Annotated in this window: 21 protein-coding genes; 15 read left to right on the forward strand and 6 right to left on the reverse strand. The window is 60.4% G+C overall.

From position 1 onward, the window contains the following. Window position 1: 1 nt before the first annotated feature. The 5 genes from ACRZ94_RS14535 to ACRZ94_RS14555 all read left to right on the forward strand — a co-directional run bounded on the left by ACRZ94_RS14535 (window position 2) and on the right by ACRZ94_RS14555 (window position 5,317). Window positions 2–898 carry a substrate-binding periplasmic protein gene (locus tag ACRZ94_RS14535; RefSeq protein WP_480797643.1) on the forward strand — a complete coding sequence of 299 codons (897 nt, stop codon included), beginning with the start codon at window positions 2–4 and terminating at the stop codon, window positions 896–898. A gap of 69 nt (window positions 899–967) precedes the next feature. Beyond that, complete coding sequence (locus ACRZ94_RS14540) at window positions 968–1,507, forward strand: SRPBCC family protein (protein ID WP_480797644.1); 540 nt, start codon at window positions 968–970, stop codon at window positions 1,505–1,507. 27 nt (window positions 1,508–1,534) lie between these two features. Beyond that, complete coding sequence (locus tag ACRZ94_RS14545; protein ID WP_480654543.1) at window positions 1,535–2,017, forward strand: (2Fe-2S)-binding protein; 483 nt, start codon at window positions 1,535–1,537, stop codon at window positions 2,015–2,017. A 53-nt stretch (window positions 2,018–2,070) separates the two neighbouring features. Then, window positions 2,071–4,431, forward strand: a complete 2,361-nt coding sequence (locus tag ACRZ94_RS14550; protein ID WP_480797645.1) for a xanthine dehydrogenase family protein molybdopterin-binding subunit — start codon at window positions 2,071–2,073, stop codon at window positions 4,429–4,431. A 94-nt stretch (window positions 4,432–4,525) separates the two neighbouring features. Further along, window positions 4,526–5,317, forward strand: a complete 792-nt coding sequence (locus ACRZ94_RS14555; protein ID WP_480797646.1) for an FAD binding domain-containing protein — start codon at window positions 4,526–4,528, stop codon at window positions 5,315–5,317. A gap of 50 nt (window positions 5,318–5,367) precedes the next feature. Here ACRZ94_RS14555 and ACRZ94_RS14560 read toward each other — a convergent pair whose 3' ends face one another. Together ACRZ94_RS14560 and ACRZ94_RS14565 are read right to left on the reverse strand one after the other, a co-directional pair. Then, window positions 5,368–6,255, reverse strand: coding sequence for an FAD:protein FMN transferase (locus ACRZ94_RS14560; RefSeq protein WP_480797647.1), 888 nt, complete (start codon window positions 6,253–6,255; stop codon window positions 5,368–5,370). Beyond that, window positions 6,252–8,318: a 4Fe-4S binding protein gene (locus tag ACRZ94_RS14565; protein WP_480654551.1), complete on the reverse strand. Its 2,067-nt coding sequence runs from the start codon at window positions 8,316–8,318 to the stop codon at window positions 6,252–6,254. Before ACRZ94_RS14565 ends, ACRZ94_RS14560 begins: the two co-directional genes overlap by 4 nt. A 199-nt stretch (window positions 8,319–8,517) precedes the next feature. On the opposite strand from ACRZ94_RS14565, the gene pqqA reads away from it, so the two are divergent. The 5 genes from pqqA to pqqE are packed head-to-tail and all read left to right on the forward strand — an operon-like array spanning window position 8,518 to window position 11,627. Then, window positions 8,518–8,625, forward strand: a complete 108-nt coding sequence (pqqA, locus tag ACRZ94_RS14570) for a pyrroloquinoline quinone precursor peptide PqqA (protein ID WP_480654553.1) — start codon at window positions 8,518–8,520, stop codon at window positions 8,623–8,625. 26 nt (window positions 8,626–8,651) lie between these two features. Continuing rightward, window positions 8,652–9,539, forward strand: a complete 888-nt coding sequence (pqqB, locus tag ACRZ94_RS14575; RefSeq protein ID WP_480797648.1) for a pyrroloquinoline quinone biosynthesis protein PqqB — start codon at window positions 8,652–8,654, stop codon at window positions 9,537–9,539. Then, window positions 9,536–10,264: a pyrroloquinoline-quinone synthase PqqC gene (pqqC, locus tag ACRZ94_RS14580; protein ID WP_480797649.1), complete on the forward strand. Its 729-nt coding sequence runs from the start codon at window positions 9,536–9,538 to the stop codon at window positions 10,262–10,264. The genes pqqB and pqqC overlap by 4 nt, the downstream gene beginning before the upstream one ends. Further along, the gene (gene pqqD / locus ACRZ94_RS14585; RefSeq protein WP_480654559.1) at window positions 10,261–10,548 is read left to right on the forward strand and encodes a pyrroloquinoline quinone biosynthesis peptide chaperone PqqD; all 288 of its coding nucleotides are present in this window, start codon (window positions 10,261–10,263) and stop codon (window positions 10,546–10,548) included. Before pqqC ends, pqqD begins: the two co-directional genes overlap by 4 nt. Further along, on the forward strand, window positions 10,545–11,627 hold the full coding sequence (pqqE, locus tag ACRZ94_RS14590; RefSeq protein WP_480654561.1) for a pyrroloquinoline quinone biosynthesis protein PqqE: 1,083 nt from the start codon (window positions 10,545–10,547) through the stop codon (window positions 11,625–11,627). The genes pqqD and pqqE overlap by 4 nt, the downstream gene beginning before the upstream one ends. 197 nt (window positions 11,628–11,824) lie before the next feature. On the opposite strand, the gene ACRZ94_RS14595 is transcribed toward pqqE, so the two are convergent. Next, complete coding sequence (locus ACRZ94_RS14595) at window positions 11,825–13,801, reverse strand: TonB-dependent receptor domain-containing protein (RefSeq protein ID WP_480797650.1); 1,977 nt, start codon at window positions 13,799–13,801, stop codon at window positions 11,825–11,827. Window positions 13,802–14,041: 240 nt separating this feature from the next. On the opposite strand from ACRZ94_RS14595, the gene ACRZ94_RS14600 reads away from it, so the two are divergent. From ACRZ94_RS14600 to ACRZ94_RS14615, 4 genes are read left to right on the forward strand one after another with little or no spacing between them, the layout of a single operon-like run. Further along, the gene (locus tag ACRZ94_RS14600; RefSeq protein WP_480797651.1) at window positions 14,042–14,932 is read left to right on the forward strand and encodes a siderophore ABC transporter substrate-binding protein; all 891 of its coding nucleotides are present in this window, start codon (window positions 14,042–14,044) and stop codon (window positions 14,930–14,932) included. Window positions 14,933–14,935: 3 nt separating this feature from the next. Next, window positions 14,936–15,901 carry an ABC transporter permease gene (locus tag ACRZ94_RS14605; RefSeq protein ID WP_480654567.1) on the forward strand — a complete coding sequence of 322 codons (966 nt, stop codon included), beginning with the start codon at window positions 14,936–14,938 and terminating at the stop codon, window positions 15,899–15,901. Then, the gene (locus tag ACRZ94_RS14610) at window positions 15,891–16,835 is read left to right on the forward strand and encodes an iron chelate uptake ABC transporter family permease subunit (RefSeq protein WP_480654569.1); all 945 of its coding nucleotides are present in this window, start codon (window positions 15,891–15,893) and stop codon (window positions 16,833–16,835) included. Before ACRZ94_RS14605 ends, ACRZ94_RS14610 begins: the two co-directional genes overlap by 11 nt. Continuing rightward, window positions 16,832–17,584: an iron ABC transporter ATP-binding protein gene (locus tag ACRZ94_RS14615; RefSeq protein WP_480797652.1), complete on the forward strand. Its 753-nt coding sequence runs from the start codon at window positions 16,832–16,834 to the stop codon at window positions 17,582–17,584. The genes ACRZ94_RS14610 and ACRZ94_RS14615 overlap by 4 nt, the downstream gene beginning before the upstream one ends. A 47-nt stretch (window positions 17,585–17,631) precedes the next feature. On the opposite strand, the gene ACRZ94_RS14620 is transcribed toward ACRZ94_RS14615, so the two are convergent. Continuing rightward, the gene (locus tag ACRZ94_RS14620; RefSeq protein ID WP_480797653.1) at window positions 17,632–18,474 is read right to left on the reverse strand and encodes an alpha/beta hydrolase family protein; all 843 of its coding nucleotides are present in this window, start codon (window positions 18,472–18,474) and stop codon (window positions 17,632–17,634) included. Between the two features lie 104 nt (window positions 18,475–18,578). Here ACRZ94_RS14620 and ACRZ94_RS14625 point away from each other — a divergent pair, with 104 nt between their 5' ends. Next, entirely contained in the window at window positions 18,579–19,475 is an 897-nt protein-coding gene (locus tag ACRZ94_RS14625) for a GntR family transcriptional regulator (protein WP_480797654.1), read from the forward strand. 256 nt (window positions 19,476–19,731) lie between these two features. On the opposite strand, the gene ACRZ94_RS14630 is transcribed toward ACRZ94_RS14625, so the two are convergent. Both ACRZ94_RS14630 and ACRZ94_RS14635 read right to left on the reverse strand, forming a co-directional pair. Further along, entirely contained in the window at window positions 19,732–20,838 is a 1,107-nt protein-coding gene (locus ACRZ94_RS14630; RefSeq protein WP_480797655.1) for a ParB/RepB/Spo0J family partition protein, read from the reverse strand. Next, window positions 20,835–22,142: an AAA family ATPase gene (locus ACRZ94_RS14635; RefSeq protein ID WP_480654579.1), complete on the reverse strand. Its 1,308-nt coding sequence runs from the start codon at window positions 22,140–22,142 to the stop codon at window positions 20,835–20,837. The genes ACRZ94_RS14630 and ACRZ94_RS14635 overlap by 4 nt, the downstream gene beginning before the upstream one ends. Window positions 22,143–22,250: the final 108 nt, after the last annotated feature.

The following is a 22,250-nucleotide window of genomic DNA, read 5'->3' on the forward strand; positions in this document are numbered from 1 at the left end:
CATGATCGGACGCCATTTCGTTTTCTCCCTGTTGGTCGCCGCCCTTTCAGCCGGGCCGGCTTTGGCCAGGTGTGAAGATCATGTGCCCCAACCCAAACCCCAGAATGCCAGCCGCGATATTGTGGGCGCAGACCTCGATACCATTGTCGAGCGTGGCTATATCGAATTCGCCGCCTATGAGGATTTTGCGCCCTGGTCCTTTGAAAAGGACGGCAAGATACAGGGCGTGGATATCGAAATCGGCAAGCTGATCGCCCAGGATCTGGGGGTCGAGCCGCGTTTTAATCTGGTCGCGGCAGGGGAAAACCTTGAGGCCGACCTGCGCAATTGGGTCTGGAAAGGCCCGCTGATCAACGGGCGCGTGGCCAATGTCATGCTGCACATTCCCTATGACAGCGACTTTGCCTGCCGGGTCGAACAGGTGGTGTTCACCGGCCAGTATCATGACGAGGAAATCGCCATCGCCTTTCGCCGCGATGCCTATCCCGAAGACCCCCCGGTTCCGGCCTATTTCCGCTTTGACACCGTGGCGGTTGAAAACGACTCGATTGCCGATTTCTACCTGTCGTCCTTTCCCGGTGGTCAGCTGTCGCAGAATGTGCGCCGCTTTGCGACCGCCGATCAGGCGATGGAAGCGCTGGCCGCAGGCGAGACAATGGCCGCAATGGGCCCCCGCGCCCAGCTTGAGGCCGGGCTGACCCCCGATCTGGATATTCACACCCCGCCGCTGCCCGGGTTTGCCGTCAGCACCTGGACCAATGGTGTGGCCGTACATTTTGCTTATCGCGGGCTCAGCTATGCGGTGGATGATGCCATTTATGCTGCCCTTCAGGATGGCCGCATCGCTGAAATCTTTGATGAATACGGGCTGACGCACACCCCGCCGGAACTGCGCTGACTACACCCAAGGTCGCATATGCTTTGCGGCCCCGACGCCCTAGGTTGGAAAAAACTCTGGAGGAGTGACATGGAGTTACATGACAGCCGCACAATTGCCGCGCCACGATCCGATGTCTGGAATGCCCTGCTGTCGGCAGAAGTTCTGCGCGAATGCGTCCCCGGCTGCCAAGAGATTTCCGGCACCGCAGAGGACGGGTTTGACGCCACCGTGATGCAGAAAGTGGGACCGGTCAAAGCCACCTTCAAAGGGACGGTCACCCTGTCCGACATGGTATCGGGGGAAAGCCTGAAACTGTCGGGCGAAGGCAAAGGTGGCGCTGCGGGATTTGCCAAGGGTGCGGCGGATGTCACGCTCTCGGACGTGCCCGAAGGCACTTTGCTGACCTATAACGTGGATGCGCGTGTGGGCGGCAAGCTGGCGCAATTGGGCGGTCGCGTCGTGGACGGGTTTGCCAAGAAAATGGCCGATCAGTTCTTTCAGAATTTCCAAAGCGCGGTTGAGGTCGAACCGGCCGCTGCGACTGAGGAGCCGGTGGCTGAACCGGACCAACAGGTTGAGGAGACGACCGAAAAGAAAAGCTGGCTCAAGCGCGTTCTGGGCGGTTGAGCCAAGGATTTAAGGGAGGAAAACCGAATGAAGTTATCATTAAGTGTGAATGGTCGCGTTGTTGAGGGAGAAGTTGAAGGTCGGACGTTATTGTCTGGCTTTTTGCGTGATCATCTTGGGCTGACCGGGACACATGTTGGGTGTGACACGGCGCAATGTGGCGCCTGCGTGGTGCATGTGAACGGCGAGGCCGTGAAGTCGTGCAACATGCTGGCGGTTGAAGCTGCTGGGGCCGAGGTTGCCACGATCGAAGGGCAGGCCAATGCGGATGGGTCTCTGAACGTGATCCAGCAGGCGTTTCAGGATCATCACGGGCTTCAGTGCGGGTTCTGCACGCCGGGCATGGTGATGAGCACGGCTGCGTTGCTCAAGGAAAACCCGCGCCCGACCGAGGCCGAGATCCGCAAGTATCTGGAAGGCAACCTGTGCCGGTGCACGGGCTATCATAACATTGTCAAAGCGATCATGGCCGCATCGGGTCAGGACGTCAGCAGCATCGCAGCCGAATAAGGCGAGACCAAGAATTTTCGACGAAAATTCTTTCCCAGGGAGGAGAACAAGCAATGCCCAAAGACAGTGGCATCGGAGCCAGTTCCAAGCGGCGCGAGGACGTGCGCTTTCTAACCGGAGCGGGTAATTATACCGACGACATCAACGTGGCCGGACAGGCCTATGTGTATTTCCTGCGCTCGGATATCGCGCATGGCAAGATCAACAGCATCGACACCTCGGCAGCCGAAGGCATGCCCGGCGTGGTCCGGGTGTTCACCGGTAAGGATTTCGAAGGCGTGGGCGGCATCCCCTGCGGCTGGGAGGTGACGGACAAGCACGGCGCGCCCATGCAGGAACCGGCGCATCCCATTCTGGCACAGGGCAAGGTGCGCCATGTGGGTGATCCGATTGCGGCCGTGGTGGCCGACAGCCTGGAACAGGCGCGTGACGCGGCCGAGGCGATTGACCTCGACATCGCGGAATTGCCCGCCGTGATCGACATGAAAGCCGCCGCGCAAGAAGGCGCGACGCTGGTTCATGACGATCTGAAGAACAACATCTGCTATGACTGGCAGCTGGGCGAGGCCGATGACGCCAAGGTTAACGAGGTCTTCGCCAATGCGGCGCATGTGACCACGCTGGACCTGGTGAACAACCGTCTGGTCGCCAACCCGATGGAGCCGCGCGTGGCGGTGGCGGAATACAGCCGCGGGACCGAGGACTATACGCTCTATACCACCTCGCAGAACCCGCATGTGATCCGCCTGCTGATGTGTGCCTTTGTGTTGGGCCTGCCCGAGCACAAGGTGCGCGTGGTGGCCCCGGATGTGGGCGGTGGCTTTGGCACCAAGATCTTCCACTATGCGGAAGAGGCGTTTGTGACCTTTGCCGCCAAGGCCTGCAACCGGCCCGTCAAATGGTCGGCCAGCCGGTCCGAGGCGTTCATGTCCGATGCGCATGGTCGCGACCATGTGGGCACGATCGAACTGGCGCTGGATGCGGACAATAGCTTTATCGGTCTGCGCACCAATACCTATGCGAACCTTGGGGCGTATCTGTCGACGTTTTCAAGTTCCGTGCCCACATGGCTGCACGGCACGCTGATGGCAGGCAACTACAAAACGCCGGTCATTCAGGTGAACGTGAAGGCGATGTTCACCAACACGGTGCCGGTGGATGCCTATCGCGGCGCAGGCCGCCCCGAGGCGACCTATCAGCTGGAGCGTGTCGTCGACAAAGCCGCGCGCGAGCTGGGGGTCGATCCGATTGCCCTGCGCCGTCAGAACTTCATCACCCAATTCCCCTATGACACGCCGGTGGCGCTGACCTATGACACCGGGGATTACAACGGGACGATGGACAAGCTTGAGGCCGCCGCCGATCTGGCAGGCTTTGCCGCGCGGCGCGCGCAAAGCGAAGCCAATGGCAAGCTGCGCGGTCTGGGCATCAACTGCTATATCGAGGCCTGCGGTATTGCGCCGTCGAACATCGTTGGCATGCTGGGCGCGCGCGCGGGTCTTTATGACGCCGCGACCGTGCGGGTGAATGCCACCGGCTCCATCAGCGTCATGGTCGGCGCGCACAGCCACGGGCAAGGGCATGAGACCGCCTTTCCGCAGGTTGTGGCCGACATGATCGGCATCGACGAGTCTATGGTCGAGATCGTGCATGGCGACACCTCGAAGATCCCGTTTGGCATGGGCACTTATGGCTCGCGCTCGCTGGCGGTCTGCGGCTCGGCCATGGTCAAGGCGACCGAAAAGGTGATCGACAAGGCCAAGAAGATCGCCGCCCACCTGCTGGAGGCGTCCGAGGCCGATATCGAGCTGAAGGACGGTCAGTTCAGCGTCGCGGGCACCGACAAGTCGGTGGCCTGGGGCGATGTGACCCTGACCGCCTATGTGCCGCATAACTACCCGCTGGAGGTCGAGCCGGGGCTGGAGGAGACCGCGTTTTACGACCCGGCCAACTTTACCTTCCCCTCGGGCGCCTATGCCTGCGAGGTCGAGCTGGACCCCGAGACCGGCAAGGTCAGTATCGAGGCCTTCACCGCCGCCGATGACTTTGGCAATATCGTCAACCCGATGATCGTCGATGGCCAGGTGCATGGCGGTATCGGCCAGGGCATCGGTCAGGCGCTGCTGGAGAACTGCGCCTATGACGAAAACGGCCAGTTGCTGAGCGCGTCCTTCATGGATTACGCCATGCCGCGGGCCGATGATGTGCCCTTCTACGGCGTGGATCATTCCAGCCAGACACCGTGTACGCACAACCCGTTGGGCGTGAAGGGCTGTGGTGAGGCCGGGGCGATCGGCTCGCCGCCGGCTGTGGTCAATGCGGTTCTGGATGCGATGAACTCGGGCGGTAAGGCGGTGGATCACATCGACATGCCAGTGAGCCCATCTCGCGTCTGGGCGGCGATGAACAGCTGAGAGGTTGGGGTAGCTGGGGGCTCTGCCCCCAGACCCCGGGATATTTATAGCCAGATGAAGAGCGGATCTATGTTCTTCGGAAAGGAAAAGCGAAATGTACAGTTTCGAATTTGAAAAGCCCTCGACCATCGCTGATGCGGTGGCTGCGTTGGGGGCCGAGGATGCGCAGGCGTTGGGCGGGGGGCAGACACTGATCCCGACGCTGAAGCAGCGATTGGCGGCGCCCTCGGCGCTGGTATCACTGAGCGGAATTGCCGAGATGCAGGGGGTTTGTGTCGAGGATGATGGCGCGGTGGCTATTGGCGGGGCGACGACCCACGCCACGGTGGCGCGCGAGGCGGCGGCAAGCTATCCGGCGCTGGCGGCTTTGGCCGGGCAAATCGGCGATCCGGCGGTGCGCAATCGCGGCACCATTGGCGGGTCGGTGGCCAATAACGACCCGGCCGCCTGTTATCCGGCCGGGGTTCTGGGCTCGGGCGCGACCATCGTGACCAACACGCGCCAGATCGCGGCGGATGACTATTTCCAGGGCCTGTTCACAACAGCGCTGGAAGAGGGTGAGATCATTACTTCGGTTCGCTTCCCGGTACCGCAGGCGGCGAGCTATCAGAAGTTCCTGCAGCCTGCCTCGCGCTTTGCCCTGGTTGGCGTCTATCTGGCGCGGTTTGCGGATGGCGTGCGCGTGGCCGTGACCGGTGCGGGCGAGGATGGCGTGTTCCGCTGGTCCGAGGCCGAAGAGGCCCTGTCCAAGGAATTCCGCGCCGACGCCCTGATGGATCTGCGCATCAACCCGGCCAACATGCTGTCGGACCTGCATGGCAGCAAAGACTATCGCGCACACCTTGTCAGCGTCATGACAAAGCGCGCCGTCGAAGCCTGTTCGTAACAGAGCATACACAATACTCTCAAAGCCCCGGGTAAACCCCGGGGCTTTTGCTATGCCGGGAAGGTTCTGACGGAGCCACTCTGGTGAACGCAGATCGCGGCAGTATCGTCTGTGGTTCGGCCAAGGATGGTTTGAACCTCACCCGCATCCGCGTGGCACAGCGCCGTGGACAGCGCATCTGCCGATGTGGCGTCCGCAGCCTGCACGCTGACCGTTGACCATTGGGGCGATCCTGCGCTGGTGGGGTTCAGGATGTGAAACTGGTCATCCGCCAGACGCAGCGCGCCCGGGCTGGACGTGGCAATCGCCCGGTCCCTGAGCCTCAGGGTCTGCACGATGCCATGCTTGGGGTCGGACACGCCTAGGGTCCAATTGCGCCCAGCTGCATAGAACTCGCCGATATTGACCAAGACGTTCTGCCACCCGTGCTGGCGCAGCACTTGCGTGACCAGATCGGTGGCGTACCCTTGTGCAATGCCGTTCAATGTCAGCGCCTGCCCCGCGTCCAGCTTGATGCGGTCCGGTGCGATCAGGACACGATCCCATCCGATCTTTTCACGCGCAGCCTCAAGATCACCCCTTTGCGCAAGGGCCTGCCACAAGGGTTGCACGGTTGGGTCAAAGCGCCCCCCGGTCAGCCGGTAGGCGCGGTCGCAGGCCTGCAACACCGTGAACATCTCGGGTGCAGGCGCGTTCAGATAACCATCGCGGTTCAGGCGGGACAGCGCGGAACTCGGGCGGTAGAGGCTGAACAGCGCCTCACACCGTTCCAACACCGCGCGGGTGCGGGCAATGGCGGGTTCGGCGACATGGGGGCTGGAGTCAAAAGTCAGGCTGACCTCGGCCCCCATTGCATAGCCCTGCCACCTTGTGGGCTGCGCCGCCGCCGGAGTGGCGAGTGCGGCGGCAGAGATGGTCAGGAAACGGCGGCGATTCATAATTCGGCAGCAACCTCTCGGGTCCGGCGGCGGGCGGCGACAATCAGGGGGACGCATTTTGTGCTGTCGTCATGAATGGTCACGCAATCGAGGCATTGAAAGCACTCATCATACTGAATGCGTCCGCTTTTGGCGATGGCCCCGTATTTGCATTTGACCTTGCACAACTGACAGGGTGAGCCGCATTCCGCACGACGGTCGATCCAGTCGCGCCCGCGCAGCAGGCCGCCAATGGCCATGAATGCCCCCAGCGGGCAGACATAGCGGCAGAACCCTTTGAACAGCACCATGCCCAGAAACAGCCACCCCGCCGCATAGGCCACGTAATACCATTCGCGCACAAAGAAGGTGGTGACGGCGGTTTTAAAGGGTTCAACCTCGGCGGCTTTGTCCACCTGATCGGGGGCGGCGAATACAACGCCCACAAGCCCTGCGAGGATGACGTATTTCAACCATTTCAGACGCCTGTCCCAAGCCTCGGACGGTTCGATCTGCGGCAGGCGCAGGGCTTTGCCCAAGTGATGCGCAAATTCCTGCATCGCACCGAAAGGGCAAAGCCAGCCGCAGAACAGCCCCCTGCCCCATGCGATGAACCCTGTGATGGACACGGCCCAGATCAGCAGGGAAAACGGGTCATAGAGAAGGAATGCGAAACTGCCGCCCTCGACCGCCGCCCGCAATGTGCCCAGCACCGTCACGATCGACAGCTGCCCCTGCCCCCACCAGCCGACAAAACCGATGACAACCGCCAGCACGCCCAAGCGGATCGGGGTGAACAGAGGCTGCGCCGCCAGCGCATTCATACGCAGGCTCAGCGCGGCAACCAGACCGGTCAGGAAGAGCCCCAGAACAATCATGTCCCCCTGACGGTTGCGCAACGCCTCAAGCCATGGTGGCACAGGCGTGATCTGGACCGGGCGGGTAAAGAACCGCTCGGGCGTGATGTGGGGCACCTCCAACGTGACCGCGCCTGTTTCGGGTTGGAACATGCCATGTTCGCGCACCGCCAGAACCTTCAGAACCCAATCGCGCGACGGATCAAAGCCAAGTCGGCGATCCGTGCGCAGGATCATGGCGGTGCCGTCGGGCAAACCATCGGCCAGCTCCACAAACAGATCGGCATCGCGCAGGGCCACCGGAAAGCCATCCTGTTCCGCCGACAGCCAGTCCGGCGCCGTGTTGCGCACGAAATCCTCGCTGACCAGCCCATGGCGCGCGGTTTCGATCACCAGAATCGGCTCATCATTGTCCGAGATTTCCAGAAAGCTCTGGAGGTCATCGAAACTGTCCTCGGCCAACGCGGCGCGGGCGATGGAGGTCGGGCCCAGATCGACAACCCAAATGTCCAAATAAGGCTCATCCGGGTAATCCTGTGCCTCGGGGTCGTCATCGGCCCATAGGGTGCCTGCAAACAAGGCATCGACCTGCGCGTTGGTATAGGTTTTGCGCGTGGCGATGCCCTGATCGACCAGATCCTGCCAGGTCAGAACCTCTTGGTGTTCAGGGTCGGGAAAAGCGGGGGGCGCGGTGGCCAGCCCCTGCATCTTTTCACGGGCCACCGCCAGCGCGGCCCCCATGACGGATTCGTGGGCAATGCGCACGCTGGCGGTCGCCTTGGTGACCCCATCCAGATAAACAAGCTGTGAGCCTGCGGCGGCATCGCCATAAGGTGTGCCCACCACAATCGAATCTGAGATCGACAACCCGCCATATTGCTCAAAGAACTTGTGAAACGGGGCCTCGCCCAGCCCCGAGACAAAGATCGGCTCATTATGTTCGATCAGTTGGACATCCAGAAACCGCCCCTCAAGATCCAGCACCACCAGCAGGTTGATCGGCGCGCCCGAGAACCCCGGCAAAGGGGCCAAGGGTTCGGATTCAAACACATATCCGGCCTCACTGCCGCCGGAGTTCAACAGGCTGTAGACCCCGTCATCGTTCAGCGCATCGCCCAGCGAAAACGGCGCGCGGATATAGGTTTCGACCTGCTCACGCGGCAGCGGTTCGGCCCGGGCCAACAGGCTGCTGAACAGCAGAAAGACAAGGAACAGGATCGCGCGCATGGGCGTGAGGTTATATTTCCCCCCGCGCCGGTGACATTCGACAAAAGTCCTAGCCCCCTCTTCTACGACCCCAAGACGGTTGACGCCGCCATCCCGGCCCCCAACACTGCGCCCCACCCCTACGACCAAAGCAGCATTTTCCGAACATCGCACCGGTAGTAGGTTTCAGACAACGCCAGTCATTCATCGGGAGGACATCATGACCTGGAGCACACCCAAGCTGAAAGAAGTGAACTGCGGCATGGAGATCAACATGTATTCTCCGTCCCAGGACGAAGGCCGCGAACACGAGCCCGACCTGTTCTGATCACGTAAACGCAGCGGAGGCCCAAAGTGCATTTCCTGGTTCTTGGGGCTTCTGCGGGTGGCGGTTTGCCACAATGGAACTGTTGTTGCCGGAATTGCGAGGATGCCCGCAAGGGGATCATCCCGCCCTCCGGCCAATCGTCTTTGGCGGTGTCACCGGATGGTCTGAATTGGAGCATCCTGAACGCCTCGCCCGATATTCGCCAGCAGATGCTGGACAGCCCGAAAATGCACCCCCGCGCGCTGCGCGACACGCCTGTGGCCTCGGTCCTGCTGACCAATGGGGATATCGATCATATTGCCGGATTGCTCAGCCTGCGCGAACAGACCCCGTTCACCCTGTTTGCCACCGGCGATATTCTGGACGTGCTGTCCCAGAACCGGATTTTCGATGCGGTCAACCGCGAGAAAGTCGACCGCCGCCAGATCGCACTGGGTAATGAATTCACCTTGCAGGCGGGGTTGCAGGCGCAGCTTTTTGCAGTGCCCGGCAAGGTGCCCCTGTTCATGGAAGGCGACAGCGTCCAGACCGATCTGCTGGGCGAACAGACCGTAGGAGTCCGACTGACCACCGCCGACAAGACCGCCTATTACATCCCCGGCTGCGCGCAGGTGACTGATGCCCTGCTGGCCCGGATCGCGGATGCTGATCAGCTGTTCTTTGACGGCACGCTTTGGGATGATGATGAGATGATCCGCACCGGCACCGGGGTGAAAACCGGGCAGCGGATGGGTCATATCTCGATCAGCGGGCCTGAGGGGTCGATCGCCCGGCTGCAAGGCATCCGAGCCGCCAAGACCTTCATCCACATCAACAACACCAACCCTGTTCTGCAACCCGACAGCCCGGAACGCGCCTTTGTGGAAACCGCAGGCTGGACCATCGCCTATGACGGGCAGGAGATCACGATATGAGCCGCGACAGCCTTGAGGCCCGCCTGCGTCAGATCGGGGCCGAGCGTTACCACGACAAACACCCCTTTCATCACCGGCTGCACAGCGGGGAGTGCACCCCCGATCAGGTGCGCGCCTGGGTGATCAATCGCTGGGCCTATCAGGCGGCCATTCCGATGAAGGATGCGGCCTTCATGTCGCGCTGCGCCGACCCCGATATCCGGCGCGAATGGCGATCCCGCATCGAAGACCATGATGGCGGCGTGACCGAGGGCGGCGGCATCCGGCGCTGGCTGAAACTGGCCGAGGCAGTGGGGCTGGACCCCGACTATGTCGCCTCGGGCCGTGGCATCCTGCCGGCCACGCAATTCGCCGTCGATGCCTATGTGCATTACGTGCGCGAAAAGCCCCTGTTGCAGGCGGTGGCGTCGTCTCTGACCGAGCTGTTTGCCCCGAAAATCCACGAACAGCGGATCGAGGGCCTGTTGCAGCATTACGATTTTGCCAACCCTGACAGCCTGTCCTATTTCCAAAAACGCCTGACCCAGGCCCCCAAGGACGTGGCCTTTGGCCTGAACTGGGTGCTGGATCATGCCGACACGGCAGAAAAAGAGGACATGGCGTGCGAGGCGCTGATCTTCAAAACCAACGTGTTGTGGGCGCAGCTGGATGCGCTCTGGTCGGGATATGTGGAACCGGACCTGATCCCGCCCGGCGCGTGGAAGCCGGGGGAAGGTCTGCTATGACGCTTGAACTGCACCAGACCGACCGCCCCTATCTGCCGCGCGGCGTGCGGGTTCAACGCGACACGGTGCGCGACCGCATGGTCCTGCAGGCCCCGGAAAAAGTGATCGAACTGGACGATATCGGCGTCGCCATCCTGTCGCGCGTCGATGGGCAGACCCCGTTTGGCCAGATCGTCACCGATCTTGCCACAACATACGGCGCCCCGGCCGATCAGGTCGAAACCGACGTCCAGCGCTTCCTGCAAACCCTGCGCAGCCGCCTTTACGTTCTGGTGCAGCCATGACCGCCCCTGCCCCCATTGCGCTGCTGGCGGAACTTACCCACCGCTGTCCGCTCAGCTGCCCCTATTGCAGCAACCCTGTTGAGCTTGAGCGCAAAGAGACCGAGCTGGACACCCAGACCTGGGTGGATGTGTTCCAGCAGGCGTTTGATATCGGTGTCCTGCAACTGCACCTGTCGGGGGGCGAACCCGCCTCGCGCCGGGATATGGAGGAGCTGACGGCACAAGCCGCCCGTATCGGTCTTTACACCAACCTGATCACATCCGGCATCGGGCTGACCCCAAAACGGCTGGACCGGTTGGAAGAGGCGGGGCTTGATCACATTCAGCTGTCTTTGCAAGGCACCAATGCCGATCTGGCGGATCGCATCGGCGGCTATCGTGGCGGCTTTGACCGCAAGATGATCATCGCAAAGGAAATCGGTGCGCGAGGCATCCCGCTGACCCTGAATGCGGTGATGCACCGCCACAACCTTGATGATCTGGACCGCACAATCGAAATGGCCGCCGAACTTGGCGCGCGCAGGCTTGAGGTCGCCTGCGTTCAGTTCCACGGCTGGGCCCTGTCCAACCGCGCCGCCTTGCTGCCGACGCTGGAACAGACGCTGGCCGTCAAGGACACCGTCGCGCAGGCCAGTCAGGACTTGCGGGGTATTCTGGCCATCGATTTCGTCCCCCCCGACTATTATTCGGACTTTCCCAAAGCCTGCATGGGCGGCTGGGGCTCCACGGGCCTGAATGTGACGCCAAACGGAACGGTTCTGCCCTGCCACGCGGCACAAACGATCCCGACCCTGTCCTTTGACAATGTCCGCGACAAACCGTTGGCAGAGATTTGGCAAAACGGCGCGGCATTCAATACCTATCGTGGAACGGATTGGATGCCCGAACCCTGCCAAAGCTGTGACCGCAAGGAAATCGATTTTGGCGGCTGCCGCTGTCAGGCCATGGCTCTGGCCGCAGATGCCGGCGCCACCGACCCCGTCTGCCGCAAATCCCCAATGCACGACCGCGTGGTCGAGGCCTTGAGGAGTTCGTCGCAAGACGACAGCGCGCTTGTCTATCGCGCGACGCCCGGCTGAGTATTGGACGCGGTTAAAATCCCCGCATTCGGTCTTCCCAATCGAAATCTACGGCTGATTGCCCAACGACATGAGCGCGACTTGAACCTTCTTGTTGCAAAGGTGCATGCATCGGATGTTCCGACGTCGCATTCGCACCTGTGTTCGGACTGGCGCCCAACACAGCGCCAACCCGTTTGTTTCAGATACAGCCGGGATCAGAACACGATCTCGGCCGTCAGACGCAGCGAACGGCCGGGTTCATTCAGCGGCACCACTTCGCCTACAAATTCCTGCCCATAGGTGGCGCGGTTTGCGTAGGTTTCGTCAAACAGGTTGATCACTTCGGCCCGCAGGGTCAGGTTTTGAAACTGTTCCGGCGAATACTGCGTAAAGACGTTGACCACGGTATAGCCCGGCAGTTCGGGTCCGCGCCCTCCAGTGGCGAAATCGAAGGTGTCGTCATAGTCAAACGCCACTTGCGCGTCGCCGCCGATCAGCACGCCATTGGCAAACTGATGCGCCGCCTGAAGGGACAGGAATTCACCCATCGGCATGGTCAGATAGTTGCCGGTAAAGGAATCCGCGGTGCGGCCGTTCACCTCGGTATCGATGTTTGCATATCCCAGGCGCACAAAACCGCCGTTCCACGCATAGCCGACACCCAGCTCGAAGCCTTGCGATTCCACATCCGCGGTAACCGCCGGTCCCGCGCGGTACGAGGCGGCGCGGGCGTTGTCGATTTCGGTATGGAAATACTTGGCGTTGAACACCCAGGCACCCGCAGTATAGCCAGCGGCCACATAGGCGTTCTCGGATGTCACATCCTCGATCCCCTCGGCCGGATAGGTCCAGGCCGGGTTCATGATGAAGTTCTCGGCCAGTTCGATCCCGCCCCAGACATTCGAATATCCGGCCCCAATCGTGAACTGATCTGTCAAAGCGTATTGCGCCGCGATATTGCCTGACACGCCGTTTGTGGACTGGTCCGAACCATCTACCCCGGTGAAGTCCTGAAAATCGCCGCGCAGACCAAAGGACACATCCGTGCGGTCATTCGGCTGGGCCCGGACCTGGGCAAAGACACCGATATTCCGCAGCTTTTCTTCGCCCGCTTCGTTGAAGGCCGGGTTCGGCAGGTATCTGTAATTGGTCTCGGCGGTGTCATCAAAGAAATCCACGCCGGCGTTGACTTCTACGCGCCCGAAATCGAAGCGGTTCGAAAACACGCCGTTGAAACTGTCGGTTTTTCCGAAAACCGTCTGCTGCGTCGGCAGGTCCGTTTCGTCCAGATCCAGATCGGTGCTGCTGTAGGCCAGCAGGAATTTAGGGTCCCACAGACCCTTGGGCTGGTCCTCGGTATAGGTAAAGACCACATTTTCGCGGTTCAGGTCATAGGGCCGCGTCAAGGGCACGGGGCGTCCGCCGACGATCTGACCGATATTGGCGCGGTAGGGTCGGGCCTCATCATCACGTACGTTTTCATAGGACAATTCAAAGCGGCTGCCGCTGTCGGTCTGATAGGCCCCCTTCACCAGCCCGCTTGTCAGGTCCGTACCCGATCCGATGATGTCATTGCCGCTGCCATCGACCTGCGTGCCGCCGGTCGCGTATTTCAGATAGCCGATATACTCGAACCCGCTCTGACGTCCATAAAGCGACAGGCTGTTGGCGAAGATGTCGCCGTTTGTCCGGTATTCGAACCGATAACTCCCACCGAAATTGGCCCCGTCCACCAGCAGATCGGCGGCATCCTTGGTTTCATAAGCCAACGCACCCGCCAGCGCCCCGGGCCCCGCATCCGCCGGAGCAACGCCGGGATCAACACGCGCTGCCTTGAGCAGACCGGGATCAATCAGGGTTGTCGTGTTGTGGTGGAAAATTTTGTTGTTCTGGCGCGCGCCGTCAATTGTTATGGCCAGATTGTTTTCCTCAATCCCGTTCACATACAGCTTTTGGGACATCGGAATGGAACTGCCAACCTGAATGGTAGGCTCTGCCACGAACAATTCCGACAGGTCCGCCGGATTCGTCAGTGCAATCTCGTCGCTGGTGATGTTGATCTCTTCGCCTTCCGGATCTTCCAGCGTCGGCTCGGATATCACAATGGTTCCCAGGAATATGTCGTCGTCGGCCAGCGCGGCAAGCGGCATCATGCCCGCAGCCGCATAGGCCAGATATCGGTGTGTTTTCATGTCCTAACCCGTTTTTTGTACTTTGATCGTCTGGCTAGGTGATGAATGGCTACCGATGCGGGCTGTTTGGCACAGTCGAAATTGTACTTCAATAAGTAAAATACAATATTGAAAGAAGAACCGATGTCGTCTTATTAGGACCGACCCCTCTGGCTCTGGTTCACGCCATGTGACAGAAGACGATGTATACCTGCCCAGCCAGTCATTGCGACAGCCAAGCCTTCAACTCTGAGGATTGTTATGTTCGCAAAGCTTGGTCTTGCATTTTGCCTGCTGGCGGCACCGCTGGCGGCACAAACCGTTTCTGTTGAAACCTACCGCGGGGTGCAGGATGTGCCCGCTCACCCTGAAAAGATCGCGGTGTTTGACATGGCTGCGCTGGACAGTCTGGTTGCATTGGGGGTCGTGCCGGACGGCACGGTTCAGCCTGTTTTTGTAGATTACCTGCAGGACGCCACCCGCAATGCCACCCCCGTCGGCACGTTGTTCGAGCCCGATTATGAGGCGATCACGACAATGAACCCCGATCTGGTGATCGCCGGAGGCCGGTCTTACAAGGCCGTGCCCAAGCTGAACAAAATCGCGCCCACAATCGACATGACGATCTGGGAGGACACCGTGGGCCAGGGTCTGGATCGCTTGGCCGCTTATGGTGAGATTTTCGACAAACAGGCCAAGGCGACCGAACTGGCAGACGCGTTCCGGGCCAAGATCGAGGCGACGCGCATATCCGCTTCGGGTCAGGGATCGGCGCTGGTCGTGATGACCAATGGTCCAAAAATCTCGGCCTATGGCCCGAAGGGTCGGTTTGGCTGGCTTTACACCTCGGTGGGTCTGACCCCGGCCATCGACGAGATCACCGCCTCGACCCATGGCGAAGCCATCAGCTTTGAGTTCATTCATGACGCCAATCCTGATATCCTGATCGTCATAGACCGCATGGATGCCATCGGTCAGGACGGCGACAGCGCGCACAGCGTTTTGGACAACGCCCTCGTGCACGAAACCATGGCCTGGAAGACGGGCAAGGTTATCTATCTGGACAGCGCGCCTCTCTACATTGCGGCGGGCGGGATTCAGTCCATGACCCACACGCTGGATCAGATCGCAGACGCGTTCAAGGCCAACTGATCTGTGCGCACCTCACGGCTGGCCATTTGGGGCGGGTCCGGCCTGATCCTGGCCCTGTCTGTTGTCTCGCTGGGGGTTGGCGTGATCGACCTGCCCTGGCATCAGGCTTTGCGCGATCCGGATGCCTTTCGCGTTCTGATGGTCAGCCGCCTGCCCCGTACATTGGCTGTTCTGATTACCGGCGCGGTTCTGGCCATGGCCGGGACGATTCTGCAGGCCATCGTGCGCAACCGTTTCGTCGAGCCGATGACAACGGGCACCGGACAGGGTGCGGCGCTGGGGATATTGCTGGCGACGGTCCTGATCCCCGGCGCGCCGCTGATCCTGCGCATGGGGATGGCCGCCGCAACCGCTTTGGCTGCGGCGTTGGGATTTCTGGCCATCGTCCGGCGGCTGCCGGTTGCGCAGCCCCTGATGGTGCCGCTGGTCGGGCTGATCTATGGCGCAGCTCTGGGGGCGGTCGGCGTGTTCTTTGCCTATCAGTTCGACCTTCAGCAAAGCATCGGAATCTGGACGACGGGTGAATTCTCGGGCGTTCTGAAAGGCCGGTACGAGCTGTTGTGGCTGGCGGCCCTGGCCGGGGTGTTGGTCTATCTGATCGCCGATCAGCTGGCGATCGTCGGAATGGGTCGCACCATGGCGACGGGGCTGGGCGTGAATTACCGGCAGATCATGGCGGCGGGTTTGATTGTCGTTTCGGTGGTGTCGGCGCTGACGGTTGTCACCGTGGGCATGATCCCCTTTGTCGGGCTTGTGGTGCCCAACATCGTCTCACGCCGCTATGGCGACAACCTGCGTCAAACCCTGCCGCTGATCGCTCTGACCGGGGCCGGGCTGGTGCTGATCTCGGACATTATGGGCCGCCTTCTGCTCTTTCCGTTCGAAATCCCCGTGGGATCAGTCTTTGGCGTGATCGGAGCGGTGTTCTTCCTGATGATCCTCTATTCGAGGTCGCGCAGTGCCTACTAAGTTTCTGATCGGTCTGAGCCTGAGTTTTGTACTGTGCTGTCTTGCCTACATGACGGTGGGCGTCACGGCGGGATGGGATTTTATCCTGCCGTTTCGCGGCACCAAGCTTGTGGCGCTGGTGGTGGTGGCTGTGGCGGTCAGCACCTCGACCGTGCTGTTCCAGACCGTATCGGGGAACCAGATTCTGACCCCGTCGATCATGGGGTTTGATGCCCTTTATGTTCTGATCCTGACGGGATCGGTCTATGCGATGGGGGGGCTGGCCGTGGCCGATCTGGCCCCTACCCTGAGCTTTTTGGTGACCGCAACCCTGATGGTTTCGGTGTCTTTGCTTTTGTTCGGGACGCTGTTGCTGGAAACGCGGCAAGACCTGTTTCGCATGATCCTGACCGGCGTGATCCTGGCCACGTTATTCCGGTCGCTGACAGCCTTTCTTCTGCGGGTCATCGACCCCAACGAATTTGCCTTTATCCAGGTCGCCAGCTACGCGCGGTTCAACGATCTGTCCACCGACACTTTGGCAATCGCAGCCCCGGTCGCCGTATTGGCAACCTGCGCGGCCTGGGCACTACGCTTTCGGCTGGACGTGCTTGTGCTGGGCCGCGATCTGGCCATTGGTCTGGGTGAGACACCCAAAACCGCCTACCTTATGGTCTTGCTGCTGGTGGCAGTCATGGTGTCGGTCTCAACGGCACTGGTCGGGCCGGTGGCCTTTCTGGGCCTTCTGGTGGTGTCCTTGGCCCGCTTTATCCTGCCTAGCCCCTATCACGCCCATCTCTTGCCGGTTGCGGCGTTGATCTCGGGTATTGCGCTGGTGGGCGGGCAGCTGCTGATGGAGCGTATCTTTCACCTGATTACACCCCTGTCGGTGGTCATCGACCTTGTCGGCGGGGCGGTTTTCCTGATCCTTATCCTGAAGAGTTTGCGCAGATGATAACGCTAACCAACGTAACCCACCGCCATGATGGCAAACCGGTATTGCGGGATGTCTCGGTCCAGATCCCCGGCGGCGGGGTCACGGCGCTGGTTGGTCCCAACGGTGCAGGCAAATCCACACTGCTCAGCCTTATCGCGCGCCTGCAACCTCTGCAAACAGGGCAGATCACGATCAAGGGTCAGGACGTTCAAACCGCCCCTGCCCGCGACATGGCGCGAACCCTGGCCATCCTGCCCCAAACGACCGAGGTCGCCCCCCGCCTGACCGTGGCGGAACTGGTCGGGTTCGGGCGCTATCCCCACCACCGGGGCCGCCCGGGGCCGCAGGACCGCGCCAAGGTGGATGAGGCCATCGAAACCCTGGCCCTGTCCCCCTTCCGTGACCGTCCGCTGGACAGCCTGTCCGGGGGCCAGCGCCAACGCGCCTTTGTCGCCATGGTCTTTGCGCAGGACACGGATTACGTGCTGTTGGATGAGCCGCTCAACAATCTCGACATCGCGGCCAGCCGGGCGCTGATGCAGACCCTGCGCGCCCTGGCCCGCGATCACGGCCGCACGGTGGTGATCGTGCTGCATGATATCAACTATGCCTGCGCCTATGCCGATACGATGCTGACCCTGTCGGACGGACGGCTGGGGCCATGTGGCGCGCCGCATGACATCGTCTCGGACGAGATGATGCGGCAGGTGTTTCAGACAGACGCGCGTATCGTGAAAACCGGCGGCGGGGTTCTGGTCGAGGTCTGAAACACACGCCGATACCCCGTCGCCGATAGATTCAGCGCTGTGTTCCTTCAGACCAGATGATCCTTGAGGAATGCCTGCACCGGGGCCACGAGACCCCGTTCGTCATGCGCGACACCTTCGACAAGATCAAACTGCACGGCGCATCCCGCAGCTTCCAGCGATGCGGCCAGACTGCGCAACCTGTCAATACGAGTAAGCCCGGTGTCGTTTATCCCCGGTGTCCAGAACATCTCATGCCGTTCAATCGTGATCTCCCACGTGTCGGTATCCTTTGACCCCACCACACATTGCACCGGAACCTGCCCGACCAGTTCGGGCTTGATCGGACCGCCCAGATACTCGTCCATGCCGTCCAACCCCAGCGGATACCGTTTGGTTGGATCACAGAGCGTCACAACGCCCGGCGCGCCGATTGAGACCGCGCGCAGCCGGTCGGGATGGGCATAGAGGAACCGGTGGGCAAAATGACCGCCGCCGGAAAATCCGTGCAACAGGAACCGGTCGGACTGAACCCGGTAGCGGGCAGCAACCTCGTCCACCATCGACAGCAATGACAGGTCAAACCGAAACTCGCGCGCCCGCAGCAGTTTGTAATTCTCCTGATCACCGATAAACAGCAGGTTGCACGGGAATAACGGGGCCAGCACGATGACCTTGTGCTGCTCAGCAAACGCGGCAAACCCGTCGCGGTACAGATGCGGTGCCCGCTCGGTACCATGTATCAGAACCACCAGAGGGTAAACCTGATCGCCGGCTTTTTTGTAATCCTTCGGGACATACAGACAATAGCTCAGCCGCAGTTCACTCTGCAGCGCATAAAACGGCGTGTGCCCCTTGTCGTAATAACCGATGGGAAACACCGCTTTCGCGACTTGCGCACCCGTTGTCATGTCGTCTCTCCACCTGTAATTCCATGCTGCGCCGATTTGATTTTTGTATTTGTCGCCGCAAAGTACACTTGCGATTACCTTATGAAAACCGTAAAGAAAAGACCATGCCGGACAAAACGCCTCCTGCTCGTAAGGTTTCTGACCTGCAACGCGAGCTGGCAGCCCAAATCATAGACGCCGCAGTAAAGCGGGGACTGACCGCAGACGATCCGCTGAGGGAGTCAGTGCTGGCCAAAGAGCTGTCGGTTTCTCGCACACCGGTCCGGGCAGCGCTGGATTTCTTATGTGAAATCGACGTTGCAGAACATCGTCCGCGCAGAGGGTATTTCCTGTGTATTGACGCCGACCAGCTGCCCGATCTGGGTTACCAGACAACCGGTCAGCAAGCCTATAGGCTGTATCACAAGATCATCGACGCCTACTTCGCCGGTGAGCTGTCTGATCGGATCAGCGAAGCCGAACTGATGCGGCGATTCCAGACCGAACGCCCGCCCCTGCAAGAGGCCCTGTTCCGCTTGTCCAACGAAGGGTTGGTGCGGCAGAACCCCGGTTATGGATGGCAGGTCACGCCGCTGGCGAAATCGCGCGAGGCCGAGGCAAAGGACATGTTCCGGTTTCGCCTGCTGCTGGAGCCCGCCGTTTTCCTAGAGCCCGGATACACCGTTGATCCCAAAATGGTTGCCGATCTGCGTGCAGAACAAACCCACCTGATCGAGACGATCCCGGCCCAATTCGATCTGACACGGGTATATGAATCCAACATCCGCCTGCACGGGGCATTGATCTCATTTTGCCGAAACAGATTTCTGATCAACGCGTTGGATTCAGATGAACCTGCGGATCGGATGAAAGAATATCAGCATTATCAGAACAAGACCCGCACGTTGCAGGCCTGCCACGAACATATCGCCATTCTGGATGCGGTTGCGGCAGGCGAGCTAACCCGCGCCTCGGACCTCATGCGTGCGCATATCTTGTCTGCCAGAGAATCCAGTTTCTGAACAGGATTGCATTGGACCTATTCCTGGTACTCTCTCAACGCCTTTTCGGTGCAGCGCTTTCAAGCAGACTACGTGCATTTTTAACCGTTTTTGCGCATTATATGGGCATAGTTGGTTTCAAGTGGTAGAGGTCCCCTTTTGGTCAGCTGCGACATCAACCCAAAATATCACTACCCCCCTGCCCTTGCCGTACCAGAAACTGGCGCCGCAAGGCATTGCGGCCCGGACATGTCCCACTAATGCCCGGACCGTAATCTTACCCGTGGGTAACATCGTCCTCTTCTTGAAGGTCGTCGATCAAGGCTACGATCGCCTCCTCCAATTTCGCACGATCCACGCGGGTGAAGTCCAGATCATAACGCAGCTCAAGCCGCCCACCAGAGGCTGAGCATTTGGCCACCCCTGCCCTGCCCGACACCTGGAATGTTGTCTTGGCCCGTCGGGTTTTACCACCTGATGTGGGTGCGGGTTTGCTGGGTGCAGCAGGTTCCGCTTCGACGAAAGTCCGCAGGATTGCCACTTCCCGCGCGCCATCACGCTCGGGTTCGGCCATCAAGGCGGTGCTGACATCGCGGATCAAACCGGGCTCTGCATCCAGCTTGCGCTTCAGCTCGACGCCCAGATTGCGCGGGATGTCGTTCGGGTGGATCAGCACCTTGTCCATCCGCATCAGCAAACTGGCAAAGGCGCGGATATAGCTGCGCTTGGTATAGCTTGCGGATTTGAAAAGCTGCGCCACCGCCTTGTCCACATCAGCACAGTCATTGGCCGGGTCCTCGGCATAGGCGCGGGCAAGCGCGCCCATCTCGGCGAATGAGATATCCTTGCGGATCAGGTTCTCGTCGACCATGCGCCGATAGCTGTCATTCAGATCGGCCGCATCCGCGATTCCCGCCGGGATACGCGCGTATTGATCGTCCCCGGTTTCCTCAAACAACGCCCGATAGGCCGACAGGCGGCGCATCCCCTGGATCAGATCAAAACGCCCATCCGCCCGCCGCTCCAGCCGGATCGGGTTCGACAGGCCAATATCGCGAATCGACTGTTTCAACTCTTCCAGCTCTGCGTCCGGCCCCGGTGCACGGTCGCGGGTCAGCTTTTCGGTCACCACATCCGCCAGCGCCACATGCTCGGTCACCAGACCATCGGCTTTCAGGCGCACCAGCTCATGCGCCAGACGGTCATTTTCGGCGCGGATGGTGTCCTCGGTCGATTGCTGATCGCGCAGCGCCTCGGCGTTTTCCGAGATCGCCGCGGCCATCGGGCCCCGGCGTTTCTCAAGCACTTTGTCCGGAACTTTGCCGACCGGGATATCCTCCATCGCCGGCATATCGATGTCGAACATTCTGCGTTTGCGGCTCATGCGTCATCCTCCAGCTGATCCCAGGCCGACAGCATCACGCCCCGGAATTCTTCGTATACATTGTCAAAGGTCGAGCGCGCGCGGCGCCAGGTTTCGCGCGTCATCTCGCGATAATCCATCTCATAGACCGAACTCAGGAACCGGCCCGATTGCTCAACGGCGCGGGTCATCTCTACCGGGTGTTCGGCGACATGCTCGCCAAAAACTTTCTTGAACGCGTCGAACATGGCCAGATGCAGGGCATTGCCGGGTTCATACCGCGTCAACAGAAAGCGCAGCTCGCAAAAGGTTTTGGGTAAACCGATCTTACCCGTGGGTAAGGTCTTGTCGAACCCATATGCCAGATCCTCAAGCGCCTCGGCCAACTGACCGATGAATGAGGTGGTCGAGTCGTATTCCCAATAGCCGGGGCCCGAAGGTACATAAAGCATATCGGCCGCGAAAACCGCATTCATCGACTGGTACCCAATGGCAGGCGGACAGTCGAACAGGATCAGGTCATAGGCGTCATCCGGGATCTGATCCAGGTACCGTGACACAGCGGCAAAGAAGGACCATTCGGGGTTCAGGTGTCGATACTGGGCAGACGCAAACTCGACAAAGGCCGCGTTGGCACAGGAGGGGATCACGTCGATGGTCGACCATGAGCTTTGCTTGATAAAGTCGCTGATGCGCAGATCGCCAAGACCCATGTCGGTGATTGAGGGCGGCAGCTCACGCCGGGGCAGGGCGGTGCCGGATTCGGCGGCAGCCGGGCGGTTGTTCATCCGCTCGGTCTCGCGGATCAGATCGCGGGCCATAATACCCCAGACGGTGAAATCCTCGGCCACATCGGTCAGGCCCATGGAATGGCTGAGCGTCGCCTGAGGGTCGAAATCCACCACCAGCACCCGGTAGCCATCCAGCGCGGCGGCATGGGCCAGATGCAGCGCCACGGTGGACTTACCAGCGCCACCCTTGAAATTCGCAACCGCAGCACGAATGGCGCGCTTGCCAACAGGGCGGGGCGGCATCAGGGACTTGCGGTTCACCTTCAGGCGACGACGCAGCTCGTTCACCTCTTCAAGACTGAACCAGCGCTGACGGCCGTCGGGCTCAACCTCGCCGCCGGGCAGGGTGGGGTCAGCAGCCAGCTTGCCGCGAAAGGTCGATTGATTGACGCGAAAGATCAACTCGGACACTTCCCAGCTTGAAAAGCGCCGCAGGGTTTTCTCCATCTCGGGGCTGAAGGTTTGCTGGCGAATCCAGCCCTGCAGTTTGAGGGATTGGTTGCGCAATGCGTTCAGGTCTTCGTGCGTATACATGCCTCGGGTCTCATCTTTTGGGACGCTATTTTATATGTGTTTCTTATTTACGCCTGATTTGCGCTTTACGCAAAAGAAAATATACTACGAATGTGAACTTACCCACGG

This window comes from Ruegeria sp. CH10 (genome assembly GCF_056537125.1).